This window comes from Pseudorhizobium endolithicum, from assembly GCF_902153245.2.
GTDB classification, from domain to species: domain Bacteria; phylum Pseudomonadota; class Alphaproteobacteria; order Rhizobiales; family Rhizobiaceae; genus Neorhizobium; species Neorhizobium endolithicum.
Map to the genome: position 1 here is coordinate 187,307 of NZ_CABFWF030000010.1, position 16,657 is coordinate 203,963.

A 16,657-nucleotide genomic window follows, 5' to 3' on the forward strand; every position below is an offset into this window, starting at 1 on the left:
TTACTCCGCTGCTTCCATGACCGCGCCGTGCGCCATGGCGTTGTGCGTATAGCGATCGATGCGCGCCTCGATCTCGGGACGGAAGTTCCGGATCAGCCCCTGGATCGGCCATGCAGCCGCATCACCGAGCGCGCAGATGGTGTGGCCTTCGATCTGCTTCGACACCTGGAACAGCATGTCGATCTCGCGCTTCTGGGCATTCCCCTTCACCATGCGCTCCAGCACGCGCATCATCCAGCCGGTGCCTTCGCGGCAGGGCGTGCACTGGCCGCAGCTCTCATGCTTGAAGAAGGCCGCGATGCGCCAGATCGCCTTGATGATGTCGGTCGACTTGTCCATGACGATCATGCCGCCGGTGCCGAAGGAGGACTTCACTTCGCGCATGCCGTCGAAGTCCATGATGGCATCGGCCATGTCCTCGCCGCGCACGACCGGACAGGAAGCACCGCCGGGGATCACGCCCAGGAGGTTGTCCCAGCCGCCACGGATGCCGCCGCAGTGCCGCTCGATGATCTCGCGGAACGACAGGCCCATGGCTTCCTCGAAGGTGCAGGGCTTGTTGACGTGGCCGGATACCATGAACAGCTTGGTGCCGACGTTGTTGGGGCGGCCGATGGAGGAGAACCAGCCGGCGCCGCGGCGCAGGATGGTCGGCGCAACGGCGATCGATTCGACGTTGTTGACCGTCGTCGGGCAGCCGTAGAGGCCCATGTTCGCCGGGAACGGAGGCTTCAGGCGCGGCTGGCCCTTCTTGCCTTCGAGGCTTTCAAGCAGCGCCGTCTCCTCGCCGCAGATGTATGCCCCGGCGCCGTGATGGACGTAGATTTCCATGTCCCAGCCGTGCTTGTTGTTCTTGCCGAGAAGACCGGCATCATAACATTCGTCGATCGCGGCCTGCAGCGCCTCGCGCTCGCGGATGTATTCGCCACGGACATAGATGTAGGCCGTATGCGCGCCCATGGCGAAGCTTGCGATCACGCAGCCCTCGATCAGCGTATGCGGATCGTGGCGCATGATGTCGCGGTCCTTGCAGGTACCGGGCTCGGATTCGTCGGCGTTGACGACGAGGTAGTGCGGGCGACCGTCGGATTCCTTCGGCATGAAGGACCATTTCAGCCCCGTCGGGAAGCCGGCGCCGCCGCGTCCACGCAGGCCGGACGCCTTCATCTCCTCGATGATCCAGTCCCTGCCCTTCTCGAGGATCTGCTTGGTGCCATCCCAATGGCCACGGCTCATCGCCCCCTTCAGGGATTTGTCCTTGAGGCCGTAGATATTGGTAAAGATGCGATCCTGATCTTTTAGCATGATCTATTCCATCGGTCCGCCGGCATCGCTTGCCGGCCGTTGATATGCATCATGCGGCCCAAAGCAAAGGCCGCACAAGAATTCGCATTCCTTACGAAGCGTCGCCTTCCGGCGTCGTCTTCTTCCGCGTCCGCTTCGGCTTCGCATCACCGGAAACCGAACCGGGCTCGGGAGGCGCACCTTCGACGGCGCTGCCGGCGCTCTTCTTGTCCGGCTTCGGCGTCGATGCCGTTGCCGACAAGGGCTGCTCCTGCGCCGTCTTCACGCGCCTCTTTGCGCCTTCCTTGTCCGTCAGCGGCGTCTTGATCGAGGGATCGGCCTCTTCCGCCGTATCGACTGCCCGGCCCGCATTCGCCGGCGGCACGGATGCCGCTTCTTCGGCCGCGGATTTCGGCTCGGGGTCCTTTTGCGCGGGCTTGACATCCTCGTTCAGCGTCACCGGACCGCCGACGGGAGCGGAGAACTGACGATCGATCTGCGGACCGGGCGTGATCTCGTGAGGCTTGCCGGCGTGAAAGCGATCAATGATGTGCTCGAGTTGCGTCGGCGTCAGGTCCTCGTAGGCGTCCTTGAAGATCATCACCATCGGCGCATTGACGCAGGCACCCTGACATTCGACCTCTTCCCAGGACAGCGTGCCGTCCTCGTTGAGTTCGAGAGGATTGGCATGGATCTTTGACTTGCAGACCTTGATCAGTTCCTCGGCGCCGCGCAGCATGCACGGTGTCGTGCCGCAGACCTGCACATGCGCCCGCGTACCGACCGGCTTCAGTTGGAACTGGGTATAGAAGGTCGCTACCTCCAGCACGCGGATATAGGCCATGCCGAGTTTCTGGGCCACATATTCAAGGGCAGCCTTCGTCACCCAGCCGTCCTGCTCCTGGGCCCGCATGAGCAGCGGGATTACCGCCGACTGCTGGCGGCCTTCCGGATACTTGCGGATAGTCGCCTCAGCCCAGGCGGCGTTTTCATCGTTGAAGGCGAACGTGGCAGGTTGCACATTGTCTTCGGCTAGTCGACGAACAGACATTCTTCTTACGCCTTATCAGTCTTTGAAGCAGGCTGCCGAGAACCGGCGGCCGGGATTGCGGTTGCGAAGGCCATCAGCGGTCGACCTCGCCGAACACGATGTCGAGCGAACCGAGGATCGCCGACACGTCCGCGAGCTGGTGACCCCGGCACATGAAGTCCATGGCCTGCAGGTGCGCAAAGCCGGGCGCGCGGATCTTCAGGCGGTACGGCTTGTTGGTACCATCTGAGACGAGATAGACGCCAAACTCACCCTTCGGCGCCTCGACGGCCGCATATACTTCGCCGGCCGGCACGTGATAGCCTTCCGTGTAGAGCTTGAAGTGGTGGATCAGCGCTTCCATCGAACGCTTCATCTCGCCCCGCTTCGGCGGTACGACCTTGCCGTCCAGCGAGGAGACCGGCCCGACCCGCGCATCACCCAGCAGGCGGTTGACGCACTGCTTCATGATCTTCACGGACTCACGCATCTCGATCATGCGGATCAGGTAGCGGTCGAAGCAGTCGCCGTTCTTGCCGATCGGGATGTCGAAGTCCATGTCGGCATAGCATTCATACGGCTGCGACTTGCGCAGGTCCCAGGCAGCGCCGGACCCGCGGACCATGACGCCCGAGAAGCCCCAAGCCCAGCAGTCCTCCAGCTTCACGACGCCGATATCGACGTTGCGCTGCTTGAAGATGCGGTTGCCGGTCAACAGGTCGTCGATGTCGTCCAGCGTACCGAGGAACGGATCACACCAGGCGCCGATGTCCTCGACCAGTTCCGGCGGAAGGTCCTGATGGACGCCACCGGGACGGAAATAGGCGGCGTGCATGCGCGAGCCGGAGGCGCGCTCATAAAACACCATCAGCTTCTCGCGCTCCTCGAAGCCCCAGAGTGGTGGCGTCAACGCACCGACGTCCATCGCCTGCGTCGTGACGTTCAGAAGGTGCGACAGGATGCGGCTGATTTCCGAATAGAGCACGCGGATGAGCTGGCCGCGGATCGGGATCTCGATCCCGAGCAGCTTCTCGACCGCCAGACAGTAGGCATGCTCCTGCACCATCGGCGCCACATAGTCGAGGCGGTCGAAATAGGGCAGCGCCTGAAGATAGGTCTTCGCCTCGATCAGCTTCTCGGTGCCGCGGTGCAGCAGTCCGATATGCGGATCGACGCGTTCGACGATTTCGCCGTCAAGCTCCAGCACCAGCCGAAGCACACCGTGCGCCGCCGGATGCTGCGGTCCGAAGTTGATGTTGAAGTTGCGGACGTTGTGTTCGTTCATTCTGTCAGCTCCATGCCGAGCGGCCAAGCCGCAGCGGGCGGAATGAAAAGCGGCCGGCGCCGAGACGCCGGTTCCTCAAGCCTTCGCCTTCTCGTCCCCCGGCAGCACGTAGTCGGTGCCCTCCCAGGGAGACAAGAAATCGAAGCTCCGGAATTCCTGGCGCAGTTCGACCGGCTCGTACACGACACGCTTTGCCGAGTCGTCGTAGCGAACCTCGACGAAGCCGGTCGTCGGGAAGTCCTTGCGCAGCGGGTGGCCTTCGAAACCGTAGTCCGTCAGGATGCGGCGCAGGTCGGGGTGGCCGGTGAACAGGATGCCGTACATATCCCAGGCCTCCCGCTCGAACCAGTCCGCGCCCGGATAGACGGCGCAGGCCGAAGGCACCGGCTCGTCTTCCGCCACCATGACGGTGACGCGGACGCGCAGGTTCTGGCGCGGCGACAGCATGTGGTAGACGACGTCGAAACGCTTCTCGCGCTGCGGCCAGTCGACGCCACAGATGTCGATCAGGTTGACGAAGCCGCACTGCACGTCGTCACGCAGGAAGGTCAACAGGCCGACGATGTTTTCCGGTTCCGTCACCAGCGTCAGTTCACCGAACTCGATCCTGGAATCGACGACGAACTGGGGATGCACCTCTGCAATGTAGGATGAAAGCTCTCTCAGGGCTTCGCTCATGATACCGTCCTTGCCCTCAGCGCTCGATCGTTCCGGTGCGGCGGATCTTCTTCTGCAGCAGAAGCACGCCGTAAAGCAGCGCCTCTGCCGTGGGGGGACAGCCCGGCACGTAGATGTCGACCGGCACGACGCGGTCGCAGCCGCGCACCACCGAATACGAGTAATGGTAATAGCCGCCGCCATTGGCGCAGGAGCCCATGGAGATGACGTAACGCGGCTCCGGCATCTGGTCGTAGACCTTGCGGAGCGCAGGCGCCATCTTGTTGGTCAGCGTGCCGGCGACGATCATCACATCCGACTGGCGCGGCGAGGCGCGCGGCGCAAAGCCGAAGCGCTCGGCGTCGTAACGCGGCATGGACATCTGCATCATCTCGACCGCACAGCAGGCGAGACCGAAGGTCATCCACATGAGCGAGCCCGTGCGGGCCCAGGTAATCAGCTCGTCGGTCGAGGTGACGAGAAAGCCCTTGTCGGCGAGCTCATTGTTGATCTCTCCGAAGAAACGGTCATCGCTGCCGATCGGCTTGCCGGTGTTCGGATCGATGATGCCCTTGGGCTGCGGCGCGACGAGGGTGTTGCCGTTGTCGACTACTCCCATTCCAGCGCTCCTTTCTTCCATTCATAGATAAAGCCGATCGTGAGCACGGCGAGGAACACCATCATGGACCAGAAGCCGAACCAGCCGATCTCACCGAAGGACACCGCCCACGGGAAGAGGAAGGCTACTTCCAGGTCGAAGATGATGAACAGGATCGACACGAGATAGAATCGGATATCGAATTTCATGCGCGCATCGTCGAACGCATTGAAGCCGCATTCATAGGCTGAAAGCTTTTCTGAGTCGGGCGCCTTGTAGGCGACGGCGAAGGGGGCAATCAGCAGCGCCAGCCCAATCACCAGGGAGATTCCGATAAAGATCGCGATCGGAAGGTAGGAACTGAGGAGTTCACTCATAATAATCGATCCTGCTTGCCGGGAGCGCCAGGCGGCGCTCGATCAGCAATGCGCGGGCAAAGCGAACGTGCATTGCAATCGGCCCGTGACTACCCCAGCCCACGCTTTGGCGCAAGACATTTAGACTCGCGATTCCGTATCGAAATGGCACAGGCGCGCGTTGGCCGGCTTGACGTTCTTGACGAACAGCAAAGGCCACCGCCAGCACGGCGAAAACCGGACGAAGAAACGGAAACATCTCAGCAAAACACGGTTCGTACCGGCGAGCCGGAACGGGTGGATTGTTGGCGGAAGCCAGTGAATGACCGATCCTCAGCCGCGACGGATCGTACCCCCTACTTAAGTCATCGGACATGTGCCGCAAGGGCGGAAAGCAAATATTTTAGGAGAGACTAAACCGCTTAGTGCCTCAACGGCTTAAACAGCAAAAGCAGAGGGAAAGAGAAGTGGCGCGAGTGACGGGGCTCGAACCCGCGACCTCCGGCGTGACAGGCCGGCACTCTAACCGACTGAGCTACACCCGCGCATGATGCCTTGCGGCGATCCGACATCCCGGGGAATATCGGAAGAGTTCGAGGATACGAATGGCGCGAGTGACGGGGCTCGAACCCGCGACCTCCGGCGTGACAGGCCGGCACTCTAACCAACTGAGCTACACCCGCGCATTTCGTAAGGGCCAAGACCCTCGCCGGAGCAGCCTCGACCGCCTCGGTTGAGCGGCTAACTAAGAGGTTCGCGAACGGGTGTCAAGCGAGTTTCAAGACAAAAGGATGAAGCCGCCCGCCTTTCCCCGGCCACGGCCCCCTCCCCGTGTTCAGAGACCAAAAATTTCGAAATTTCCACAAAAGGCTCTTGCGGTTTGACCGCGATCCGCATAGATCACGGCCACCGACGCGGCGGACATGCTCCGCGACGCGAAAGGGCGATTAGCTCAGTTGGTAGAGCGCCTCGTTTACACCGAGGATGTCGGGAGTTCGAGTCTCTCATCGCCCACCATTCCCAAATTGCTCCGAACATACCGGATACGCCTGCCGCATTCGCTCAAGCGACTGGAAGCCGCTCAAGCTCTGAGCTTCCGTGCCGATGGTCATGGCGTTGCCGCGCCAGTGGACGGCGCCGCCGATCCAGCCGCGCAGCCAGACCGCCGGAAGCATGAGGTCGCGCACCAGCATTGCGGGAAGAGACCGGGCGGAGAGAGGCCAGCGCTTGGCTGCCGCCAGTCCCAGTTCAGGCAGGTAAATCGCCGCAGCGATGGCGAAAGCGATGGCGGGGAGGCTGAACCCTGCCGCGGCGGCGGCCGGCAGGCCGAAAAGCAGCGGCGGCAGAGAGCCAAGCAGCACTTCGGGTGTGAAGAAGGCCGGGAAGGTGACGCGCCTCAACCGCGCCCAACGGCCCTGCCGCGCCCAGATTTCCTGCAGTCTCCGCCGCCCGAGCGGCTGTTCGAAAGGTCCCGCGACCAGGTGCACCTTCCTTCCCAGCCGGTTGAACAGCTTGGTGGCCGCCGCATCCTCCGCGATCTCCTCCCCCAGCACCTCGATGCCGCCGGCAGCGTCGAGCATCGGCTTGTGCCACAACATGCTCTTGCCCTGGGCGAAGCCGAAGCCGAGCGCCTCGCCCGTATACTGCCAGCGCGCCTGATGGGTATTGAGGAAGGCGCATTCGACCTCGGCCCAGAACCCGTCCGGACGCGAACCGAGCGGCGTCGAGCAGACCAGCCCGCTGTCCTTACGCCACCCCGCGACGAGGTGCTGCACGTAGTCCGGCGGCATCAGCACGTTGGGATCGGCCAGCACCACCCACTCATGGCGGGCGGCCCGCCAGCCCTTCACGCAGTTGTTGAGCTTCGGATTGGCGCTGACCCGTTCGTCACCAGTGACCAGCCGCGCGCGCCTTTCCGGATGATCGGCGATCGCCCTGCGGACGAGCGGAACAGCCGGATCCCCGGGGCTGGCGATGCAGAAGACGAGCTCGTATTCCGGCCAGTCCAGCGCAAAGGCACGAGCCAGCGTTTCGCCGGCAAACGGTTCGATACCACACAGGGGCACGACGATGGTCACCGGAGGCCGCTCCGCCAGCAGCGGGGCCGGGGCACCTCTCGGAGCGAGGCGCCAGGCGGCGATGAGAATGCTGATCCAGTTTAGGGCAATGAGAGCTGCCGCGGCAGCGGCAAGGACGACGATCATGAAACACACTCCGTCGGCACCGGCGCCTGCGGGAACGCCCCGCAGGAATCACCGTACAGGAATGCGACATCATTACCGGCATGTTGCAGGCGGATGACAGGACCGGTCCGAGAGGCTTTACCAGGAACGAACGACGAGGATGCCGCCTTAAAGCTGAACTACATCCACTCTATCGCCAAGCTCCCGTTTGGCCGCGTCCACCACGCTCGTGTGGTGGGTGAAGAGCAGGGTTTGGTGCATCTCACCGGCGGTTGCCAGCGTGCGCAGGCCGGTGGCGGTGCGCTCGTCGTCGAAGGTCTGGAAGATGTCGTCGAGAACGAGCGGCGCCGGTTCGTTGCGTCGGCAGTAGTCCTCCAGGAAGGCGAGGCGCAGCGCCAGGTAAAGCTGGTCGCCGGTGCCTTCGCTCAATCCCGACAGCGGCACCTGCTCGCCCGTCCGGCGCTCCACGGCAAGCTGCAGTTCGTCGCGCTCGTCGTAGAGCTGCAGGAGGCGCGCAAACCTGCCGCCGGTAAGACCGGAGAAGAGCTCCCCTGCCCGCTTCATCACCGGATCCGCCTGCCGTTCGCGATAGGCTTCCATGGAGGAGGAGAGCAGGCTGGCGGCAAGCTTCAGCACCACCCAGCGGCGCGCCAGGTCCTTGGCTTCCGCTTCGGCCGCGAGCTTGCGGAAGACGGCCCGTTCAGCGCCGATACCGGCTTCCAGTTCGCGGCGGCGGCGCTCGCTGTCGGCCTTGGCAATGCCGAGCGCGTTCATCCGCTCGATCAGTCGGTCCTCCTCGGCCACGAGCCGTTCGATCTCGAGGCCCGCCGCCACCTTGTCAAAACCGACAAGCTCGGTACGAATCTCGTCTTCCGAAGCACCCTCGGCCTGCTCGGCGAACCGCTCGCGGCATTGCCGCAAGCCGGTCTCCAGCCGATGCCGCTCGCGGAGATCCTCCACGACCTGCGGCAGGTCGCCGGGCTGCACCGAGAGATGCGCAGCCATCTCCTCCGCCTCGCCAGCAAGCTCATTGTCCTCGGCGATCAGCCGGGCCAGTGAAACCTCGGCGCGCTTGAGCTGGCCGGCCAGCGATTGGCGACGGTTGCTCTCCGCGGCCGCGGCCAGCATCCGCTCGTGCAGCAGGCCGGCTGCGACATCTGCCGGAACGCCCGCCAGATCCGCCGCCACGACGCCGACGAGCCTGCCCACCGCCTCCTCGAACGCCTCCATGTCACGCGTCATGCCGCGCACGCGGCGCTGGCGGTTCTGACGTTCCGACAGAATGCCCGGCACCGTGCGCCATGCCTCGAGCGCAGCGAGAGCCATGGCCGGATCGGCATCCTCGGGCAGCCCGACTGCCGCGGCCGCCGCGGAAAAGGGCGAGCGCCACCGCGTGACTTCCCCGAGCAACGCCTGCTCACGCTCCTCAAGCTCGGCTATCGCCTCCTCCGCCATGGCACGCTTGGTCTCGCCGGAGCGGCTGTCCATCCAGTCCTGCGCAATTTCGGCCAGCCGCCGCCCCAGCCCCCGGCCGATCGCCACCGTCGGAAGTGCGACGGCCGCAAGCCCGACGGCATCGGCGAGCGAAAGCAGCGCCGGCCGTATCGCCTCTTCCTTCAGCCGCAGGGCGTCGAACTCGTCTTGAAGTCCATCTATCTCCCGCAACTGACGGAACAGTTCCGCCACCGCCCGCCGCCATTCGATCATCCGCTCGGGAGCGGTTGGACGGATGCCAGAAGCCCGGAAGCCGTCCTCATAGTCGGTCACGGCGTCGGAGAGAGCAATCTCCGCCTCCCGCGCCATCCGTCCGGCCTCGTCCACGGCGCGCTGCAGTTCGTTCCGCCGCAGCGTCAGTTCCGCATGACGCGTTACCCGCTCGGCGTCGGCAAGCGCTGAATCGGCCATCCGGTCCGCATGGCCGATTGCCGAGGCCAGGCGGTCGAAACCGGCGGGGTCGGGCGTCCGGCGCAGACCGTCGAGCACGGCATCGCGGTCGCGGCGGCTTGCCAGCAGATCGTCACGCGAGACGATGCGGCCGGCGCCTTCCAGCGCCGCGAGCTGCCGGTCGACCGCCGCTGCCTGCTCTTCCACGTCCGCGGCTCTCAGGGCAGCGTTCCTGGCCTCGGCCCGCGCCTCCTCGATCAACCGCCGATGGCTGGAGAGTTCCGCAAGCTCGGGCAGCGGCGCTGCCGCCAGGCGGCGAAGATCGGCCACCGGCGGATCGAGGCGAGAGACGGCAGCGGCGAGATCGGCTTGCGCGCGTGCCAGCCTGACCTGCAGCGTCTCGGCGCGCTGGAGGTCGGCAAGGTCGGGCTGCAGCGCCGCCAGTTGCTCCGCCCAGGGCTTCGGATCGACAACACGCCGGGAATCGGCCTCGCCGCGCAGCCGCCGCAGTGCCTCGTGCTGCTCCTCCAGCCGCTGGCGCACATCCTGCAGGCGCCGGTCAAGGGTCGCGCCCTCCTCCACCAGCGCGCGCAGACGCGCGAGTTCGGCATCCGGCGGCTGGAGCGTCTCCAGATCGGCCGAGGCGGAGATACCGAGGCGACGTGCCGCCTGCGCCAGCCGCTGGTCGAAGTCCTCCACCTCGCCGCGGACGCGGGCAATGTCCTCCCGCGCCTTCTGATAGACGCCCTTGTCCGCAAGGGCGGCCATGATCGCAGCAGAGGCGGCAAGCAACGGCTCATCGACATGAACCGAGGCGATCTCGTCGCGCAGGCGCGCTAGCTCCGAATCGACGCGCCTGCGCGCCTCGCCGTTCTCGCGCAGCCGTTCCTGGAGCGAGGCGAGGCGAGCCTCGAAATCGGCAGACAGGCCTGCCAATGCGACATAGGCGCCAAGCTGGTTCTGCTCCCGGTCGATCTCGCGGATGATCGGGTCGAGCCGCTGCAGGCGCCGTAGCCGCTCCAGCGCCCGCTTCACCTCCTGACGCTCCGCGGAGACCTGCTCCAGTTCACCGGCGACCTCCGCCTGTTCCGACTGCAGCTTCTTCCAGTCGCCGGACTTCAGTTCGCTCTCCCGTTCGGCCCGGCGCGCCTCCTCGTGAGCGTCGAGCACCTGGTAGAACAGCCGGTCCTTGGAGCGGCGCGGCGCGTAGATGGAATCGGCCTCCCCCTCCAGTTCCTTGCGAAGATCCATCAGACCGGTCAATCCGGAGGCGGCGGAGAAGAGCAGGCTGCCGATCTCGCCGCCGCTTTTCAGCATGCTTTCGCCGCCGGCCCGCAACGACAGCGAATTCAGCCCGAACGCGCGTTCGAAGACATCGCGGCTAAGGGTGCCGAGGAAAGGCGTCAGCGCGTCGTCCGGCAGCGCCTCCTCCGCGTCAGTCGCGGCAAGAAGCGTGCTCTTGCGGCCTTTGCGCCTGCGGAATTCCACGCGTGCGCCGCTTCGTGATGCGATGCTCGCTCCGATTCGAAGCGTTGCCGCGTCACTCTGAAATCCATACGGCGTGCGATCGGGAAAGCCGAACAAAAGGTCGGAGATCGCCGACAGCGCGGAGGATTTTCCCGCCTCGTTGGGCCCGTAGATGACGTGCAGGTTCGCATCGGGGCGAAAAGCGAGGCAGCGGTCGGTGAGCGCGCCATAGCGCAGGATGTCGAGACGTTCGAAGCGCACTAGCGGCTGCCTCCCGCGCGGGCCAGCAGCAGTTCGCGTGCTTCGGCAAGCAGCGTCTCGGCATCGTCTCCGAGTGCCAGCTCCTGCGCGCCGAGGCCGCCCGGCAGCCGTGCCGCGATTTCCGCAACCTTCACCTCCGCCTCCTCCATGAGCCCCGGCGGAAAGCTGTCCAGCGACAGGAGGCCATCGAGACCAAGCTGGCCTCCGGCGGCGGCCGCTCCAGATGCCTCCACCCGCACCTCGACCTTTTCGAGCCAGATATCCTCGTGGCAACGGTGGCAGGCAGCCTGCGCCTCGTCCCGGAAATCCTGGGCGCGGGCAAGCAGTTCGCGGCGCCAACGGCTCTCTCCTGTCAGGCGGATGCGCAGCGCCAGCGGCCGGCCTTCCATCACCTCCGCCACGCTCTCCAGCGCCGCCTCGATCCGCCTCAGGATGGCCGGCAGATCGTCCTCACGCTCAACCACCACGGAAATCTGGGCGAAGCGGGCGCTGTCGGTGATGATGCGCTCATGGCTGATGTGGCCGTCCTCCACGGCAACGAGCACCGCGCCCTTGGCGCCCTGCTCGCGGATCGAACGTCCCTGCAGGTTGCCGGGAAAGATCACCAGCGGGTTTTCCGCCACCACTTCATAGTCATGGACATGCCCGAGCGCCCAATAGTCGTAACCGCGCGAACGCAGATCCTCCACCGAACACGGCGCATAGGGCGCATGGGGCTCACGGCCGGTGAGCGAGGTGTGCAACACGCCGATGTTGAACCAGCCGGGCTGGGGCGGTGGATAGGACAGCGCCAGGTTCTCCACCGCGGAGCGTTCCGCAAAGCCCTGCCCGTGCAGCGCGACCTTGAGGTGATCGAGCTTGAACGTGCCGGGCCTGTTGACCGGGAACTCGCGCACGTTCTTCGGCAGTGTGATCGTCCGGGTGATCACGCTTTCGGCGTCGTGGTTGCCCTTCAGCAGGAAAACCGGAATCTCCGCCCGCTCCAGCCGCGCCACCTCGCGGTTGAAGAACAGGCCGATCTTGTTGTCCTTCCAGTCGCCGTCATAGACGTCGCCGGCGACGAGGAAGAAATCCACCTTCCGCTCGATCGCCTGGTCGACGAGAGCCGTGAAGGCCCGGCGGCTGGCCTCCATGAAGACTTCCGCAACGTCGGCATCCTTCATCGCCAGCCCCTGGAAAGGGCTTCCGAGATGAAGGTCGGCGGAATGGATGAAGGAGAACGAGGACATCGAATCGCTTGCCTGCTTTATGTCACCTGAGCAGGTGTTTTAAGCAAAGGGCAGGCATGGCGGAAGCACTGTCTGTGGAGAGATCAACGGAAAGCCGCTTTCGAGCTGTGTTCTCCTGTCAGGACGATACTTGGGTCTGTTAAGCATCATGACAGATCTTTCGCGACGTTTCTTCGTCTTGGGTGGCCGAGGGGTTATTCTGTGGCCTCCCGAGGCAGGAAATGACGATGATGTCTGACAGAAAGCCACTCCTTCTGCTGCAATACGGGCGGGGCCTCGCGGCTCTCGCCGTCGCAGCCTTCCATCTTTCGCTGCTTCTGGGCGATCCCCGTTACTTGGGCGTGCCCGTGTTCTATGACCTTACGTGGCGCGGCAATCTCGGAGTGGATTTCTTCTTCGTTCTGTCCGGCTTCATCATCTTCTATGCGCATGAGCGGGATATTGGACGGCCGGAGCGGCTGAAATCCTATTTTGCGAAGAGATTTACCCGCCTCTACCCCGTCTACTGGGTATACGTATCTGCAATGTGCATCCTGCTGGCACTCAACTTCGGATCGGCGACGTCGTTTCCACAGGCTGTTACCGACTGGTTGAGCACGCTGCTTCTGGTCCGCTTCGACAGTTTCGAGCTGCCCATCACGCCGGCATGGAGCCTGATGCACGAGGTGACATTCTATGCCCTGTTCGGCCTGCTTATCATGAGCCGCAGGATCGGCTGGCCGCTGCTGGCCCTCTGGATGGTCACCATCCTCATTGCCGGCAGCTATAGCGAAGAAGGACATCGCACGGCCTTCAGCACCTATTTCTCCGCCTTCAACCTGGACTTCGCTATCGGGATCGCCGCCTTCTATGCGTCGAAGAGGTGCGGCTCGCGCCTTGCAGTGCCCGCGATTGTCGCTGGCGTGCTGGTTTTGGCTGGCTGGTACATTCTGGAAACCCACGGCATCGTCTATCGCCTACACCCGCTGGGCTACGCCGCATGCTTCGGGCTCATCGTTGCCGGCTTGGCGAGTTTCGAGCGCGAGCGAAACCTTCGGCCGATCGCGATCCTGAAACTCTTGGGTGACGCGTCCTATTCGATCTACCTGACGCATCTGGCATTCCTTGGCGTGGCTTGCAAGGTGGCGATGGTCGCGATGCGCTTCGTTCCCCTGCCCCCTGCAGCGGTCTATGTCGTGGTACTGGCAGCAGCCATCATCGGGGGGTGCCTAGCCCATCTTCTGGTGGAAAAACCCGTGCTCTCTTTCATACGCCGCAAGGATTCCCGGAGGGAAATCTATCTCCCCACCGGCGAAATCCGGTCCACCCATGCGGGGTGACCTAGCCATGGCGGCATCTGGATCGCTCCAACCGCACAAATAGAAGGCGGGGCACATACGCCGGCCTTTCCATTTCCAGGCCGGATGAGTCTCAATGACAGGCGGAGAGTCTCGGAACCTCCGGAGCAGGCCTTCCCCAAACGACAAGAGGCCCGGCAAGCCGGGCCTCGAAAACCATTCGTTGGCGCAACAGCTTACTTGCTGTTGACGGCGTCCTTCAGGCCCTTGCCGGCCGAGAACTTCGGCACGTTGCGGGCCGGAATGTCGACTTCCGCGCCGGTCGACGGGTTGCGGCCCTTGGAGGCTTCGCGACGAGAAACGGAGAAGCTGCCGAAACCGGCCAGACGGATGTCGCCGCCGTTCTTCAGTTCGGCCTGAACAGTGTCGAATACAGCATCGACTGCCGAGGCTGCGTCAGCCTTGGAGAGGCCAGCCTTTTCGGCAACAGCGGTAACGAGTTCGGTCTTATTCATGTTTCCACCCTTTCAAATGGTTTTGAAACGACTCAAGTTATCCGGCCCGACATTAAATCCCCATCAGGCCTTCGCAAGCCAGAAGCCTCGCTACAGCCTGAAAAACAAGGGGTAGAGCTTCATTTTCACCAAAAAAGCCGGCGTCAGGCCGGCTTTTTTTTCAGATCGTGCCATATTGGCATATGTCCCGCATCGCCCTCAGTGGGCGATGGTGGTTCCGGCATCGTCAACGCCTTCGACCGTGGCGATCACGGGCGTCTCGATGGAGCCGTCCCATTCGATCGGCTCGGGCTTGCGGATCAGCGCATGCTCGATGACTTCGCCCATGCGCGAAACCGGCACGATCTCCATGTTGTTCTTCACGTTGTCCGGAATGTCCGCCAGGTCCTTGGCGTTTTCTTCCGGGATCAGAACCTTCTTGATGCCGCCGCGAAGCGCCGCGAGCAGCTTCTCCTTCAGGCCGCCGATCGGCAGAACCCGGCCGCGCAGGGTGATCTCACCCGTCATGGCGACGTTCTTGTCCACCGGAATGCCCGTCATGATGGAGACAATGGCGGTTGCCATCGCGACACCGGCCGATGGACCGTCCTTCGGGGTCGCCCCTTCCGGCACGTGGACGTGGATGTCCGACTTGTCGAAGCGGGGCGGCTCGATGCCGAAGTCGACCGCCCTGCTACGGACGTAGGACGCCGCCGCGGAAATGGACTCCTTCATCACGTCGCGCAGGTTGCCGGTCACCGTCATGCGGCCCTTGCCCGGCATCATCACGCCTTCGATCGTAAGCAGTTCGCCACCGACTTCCGTCCAGGCGAGACCGGTGACGACACCGACCTGATCCTCGCGCTCGGCCTCGCCGTGGCGGAACCGGGGCACGCCCAGATAGTCGTGGATGTTGGCAGCCGTGACTTCGACCGACTTCGTCTTGCCCTTGATGATCTCGGTCACCGCCTTGCGGGCGAGCTTCATCAGTTCGCGTTCGAAGTTCCGGACGCCCGCTTCCCGGGTGTACTGCTGGATCACAGCCATCAGCGCGTCGTCGCTCACCGAAAACTCGTTCGGCTGCAGCGCATGCTCCTTGATCGCCTTGGGCAGCAGGTGACGCTTGGCGATCTCCAGCTTTTCCTCTTCGGTATAGCCGGCGATGCGGATGATCTCCATGCGGTCCATCAGCGGGGCCGGGATGTTCAGCGTATTCGCCGTGGTGATGAACATCACGTCGGACAGGTCGTATTCGACTTCCAGGTAGTGATCCATGAAGGTCGAGTTCTGTGCCGGGTCCAGCACTTCGAGTAGGGCCGAGGACGGATCGCCGCGGTAATCCTGGCCGAGCTTGTCGATCTCGTCGAGCAGGAAGAGCGGGTTTGACTTCTTCGCCTTCTTCATCGACTGGATGACCTTGCCGGGCATCGAGCCGATATAGGTGCGGCGGTGGCCGCGGATTTCGGCCTCGTCACGGACGCCGCCGAGCGCCATGCGCACGTATTCGCGGCCGGTGGCCTTGGCGATCGACTGGGCGAGCGAAGTCTTGCCGACGCCCGGAGGTCCGACGAGGCACAGGATCGGCCCCTTGATCTTGGTAGCGCGCGCCTGCACCGCCAGATACTCGACGATCCGCTCCTTCACCTTCTCCAGACCGAAGTGATCCTGCTCGAGGATCTTCTCGGCGTTGTTGAGGTCGGTCTTGATCTTCGACTTCTTGCTCCACGGGATCGACAGCAGCCAATCCAGGTAGTTGCGCACGACGGTGGCCTCCGCCGACATCGGGCTCATCTGGCGAAGCTTCTTCATCTCGGCTTCCGCCTTTTCGCGGGCCTCCTTGGAGAGCTTCGTCTTGGAGATGCGCTCCTCCAGTTCCGCCATCTCGTCCCGGCCTTCCTCGCCGTCGCCGAGCTCCTTCTGGATCGCCTTCATCTGTTCGTTGAGGTAATACTCGCGCTGGGTCTTCTCCATCTGGCGCTTGACGCGCGAGCGGATGCGCTTCTCGACCTGCAGGACCGAAATCTCGCCTTCCATGAAGCCGAGCGCCTTCTCCAGGCGGCCCTTGACGCTGACGGTCTCGAGCATCTCCTGCTTTTCGGTGATCTTGATCGAGAGGTGCGACGCGACCGTATCGGCCAGCTTCGAATAATCCTCGATCTGGCTTGCGGCGCCAACCACTTCCGGGGAGATCTTCTTGTTCAGCTTGACGTAGTTCTCGAACTCAGAGACCACCGAGCGGGACAGCGCTTCGACCTCGACCGGATCCTCTTCCGGTTCGCTGAGGATGGAAGCCTTGGCTTCGTAGAATTCCTCACGGTCGGTATAGCTGCCGATCTTGGCGCGCGCCCTGCCCTCGACCAGCACCTTCACGGTGCCGTCCGGCAGCTTCAGCAGTTGCAGAACATTAGCAACGGTGCCCACCTTATAGATCGCCGAAGGCTCGGGATCGTCGTCGCCTGCATTGATCTGGGTGACGAGCATGATCTGCTTGTCCGATCCCATAACCTCTTCCAGTGCGCGAATGGATTTTTCCCGTCCGACGAACAGGGGCACGATCATGTGGGGGAAGACCACAATGTCGCGCAGGGGCAGAACCGGGAAGGTATCGCCACCGGGTGCCACAGACGTAGAATTCGTCATTCTTCTTCCTTT

12 protein-coding genes and 3 tRNA genes are annotated in these 16,657 nt (G+C 63.6%); 2 read left to right on the forward strand and 13 right to left on the reverse strand.

Annotated elements, in window-relative coordinates; genetic code table 11:
- From nuoF to RTCK_RS06735, 8 genes are all read right to left on the reverse strand, one after another.
- On the reverse strand, positions 1–1,305 hold the full coding sequence (gene nuoF / locus RTCK_RS06700; RefSeq protein WP_142592236.1) for an NADH-quinone oxidoreductase subunit NuoF: 1,305 nt from the start codon (positions 1,303–1,305) through the stop codon (positions 1–3).
- Positions 1,306–1,396: 91 nt separating this feature from the next.
- Positions 1,397–2,335 carry an NADH-quinone oxidoreductase subunit NuoE gene (gene nuoE / locus RTCK_RS06705; RefSeq protein WP_142592237.1) on the reverse strand — a complete coding sequence of 313 codons (939 nt, stop codon included), beginning with the start codon at positions 2,333–2,335 and terminating at the stop codon, positions 1,397–1,399.
- A gap of 73 nt (positions 2,336–2,408) precedes the next feature.
- Positions 2,409–3,599 carry an NADH-quinone oxidoreductase subunit D gene (locus RTCK_RS06710; RefSeq protein ID WP_142521043.1) on the reverse strand — a complete coding sequence of 397 codons (1,191 nt, stop codon included), beginning with the start codon at positions 3,597–3,599 and terminating at the stop codon, positions 2,409–2,411.
- 75 nt (positions 3,600–3,674) lie between these two features.
- A complete protein-coding gene (locus RTCK_RS06715; RefSeq protein WP_142592238.1) occupies positions 3,675–4,277 on the reverse strand; it encodes an NADH-quinone oxidoreductase subunit C in 603 nt (200 codons plus the stop codon).
- 16 nt (positions 4,278–4,293) lie between these two features.
- A complete protein-coding gene (locus tag RTCK_RS06720; RefSeq protein WP_142592239.1) occupies positions 4,294–4,875 on the reverse strand; it encodes a NuoB/complex I 20 kDa subunit family protein in 582 nt (193 codons plus the stop codon).
- Positions 4,866–5,231, reverse strand: a complete 366-nt coding sequence (locus RTCK_RS06725) for an NADH-quinone oxidoreductase subunit A (protein ID WP_052637905.1) — start codon at positions 5,229–5,231, stop codon at positions 4,866–4,868. The genes RTCK_RS06720 and RTCK_RS06725 overlap by 10 nt, the downstream gene beginning before the upstream one ends.
- 447 nt (positions 5,232–5,678) lie before the next feature.
- A tRNA-Asp gene (locus RTCK_RS06730) sits at positions 5,679–5,755 on the reverse strand.
- A 61-nt stretch (positions 5,756–5,816) separates the two neighbouring features.
- Positions 5,817–5,893: transfer RNA gene (locus RTCK_RS06735), tRNA-Asp, on the reverse strand.
- 258 nt (positions 5,894–6,151) lie between these two features.
- Here RTCK_RS06735 and RTCK_RS06740 point away from each other — a divergent pair.
- Positions 6,152–6,227, forward strand: a tRNA-Val gene (locus RTCK_RS06740).
- Here the strand turns inward: RTCK_RS06740 and RTCK_RS06745 are convergent.
- From RTCK_RS06745 to RTCK_RS06755, 3 genes are all read right to left on the reverse strand, one after another.
- Complete coding sequence (locus RTCK_RS06745) at positions 6,215–7,414, reverse strand: ceramide glucosyltransferase (protein WP_142592240.1); 1,200 nt, start codon at positions 7,412–7,414, stop codon at positions 6,215–6,217. The two genes, RTCK_RS06740 and RTCK_RS06745, sit on opposite strands and share 13 nt — an antisense overlap.
- Positions 7,415–7,561: 147 nt before the next feature.
- Complete coding sequence (locus RTCK_RS06750) at positions 7,562–11,005, reverse strand: ATP-binding protein (RefSeq protein WP_142592241.1); 3,444 nt, start codon at positions 11,003–11,005, stop codon at positions 7,562–7,564.
- Positions 11,005–12,234, reverse strand: coding sequence for a metallophosphoesterase family protein (locus tag RTCK_RS06755; RefSeq protein WP_142592242.1), 1,230 nt, complete (start codon positions 12,232–12,234; stop codon positions 11,005–11,007). Before RTCK_RS06755 ends, RTCK_RS06750 begins: the two co-directional genes overlap by 1 nt.
- Positions 12,235–12,464: 230 nt before the next feature.
- On the opposite strand from RTCK_RS06755, the gene RTCK_RS06760 reads away from it, so the two are divergent.
- The gene (locus RTCK_RS06760) at positions 12,465–13,553 is read left to right on the forward strand and encodes an acyltransferase family protein (RefSeq protein WP_185927937.1); all 1,089 of its coding nucleotides are present in this window, start codon (positions 12,465–12,467) and stop codon (positions 13,551–13,553) included.
- Between the two features lie 194 nt (positions 13,554–13,747).
- Here RTCK_RS06760 and hupB read toward each other — a convergent pair whose 3' ends face one another.
- Together hupB and lon are read right to left on the reverse strand one after the other, a co-directional pair.
- Entirely contained in the window at positions 13,748–14,026 is a 279-nt protein-coding gene (hupB, locus tag RTCK_RS06765) for a DNA-binding protein HupB (protein WP_142521050.1), read from the reverse strand.
- Between the two features lie 198 nt (positions 14,027–14,224).
- Entirely contained in the window at positions 14,225–16,645 is a 2,421-nt protein-coding gene (gene lon, locus RTCK_RS06770) for an endopeptidase La (protein WP_142592244.1), read from the reverse strand.
- Between the last annotated feature and the right edge of the window lie 12 nt (positions 16,646–16,657).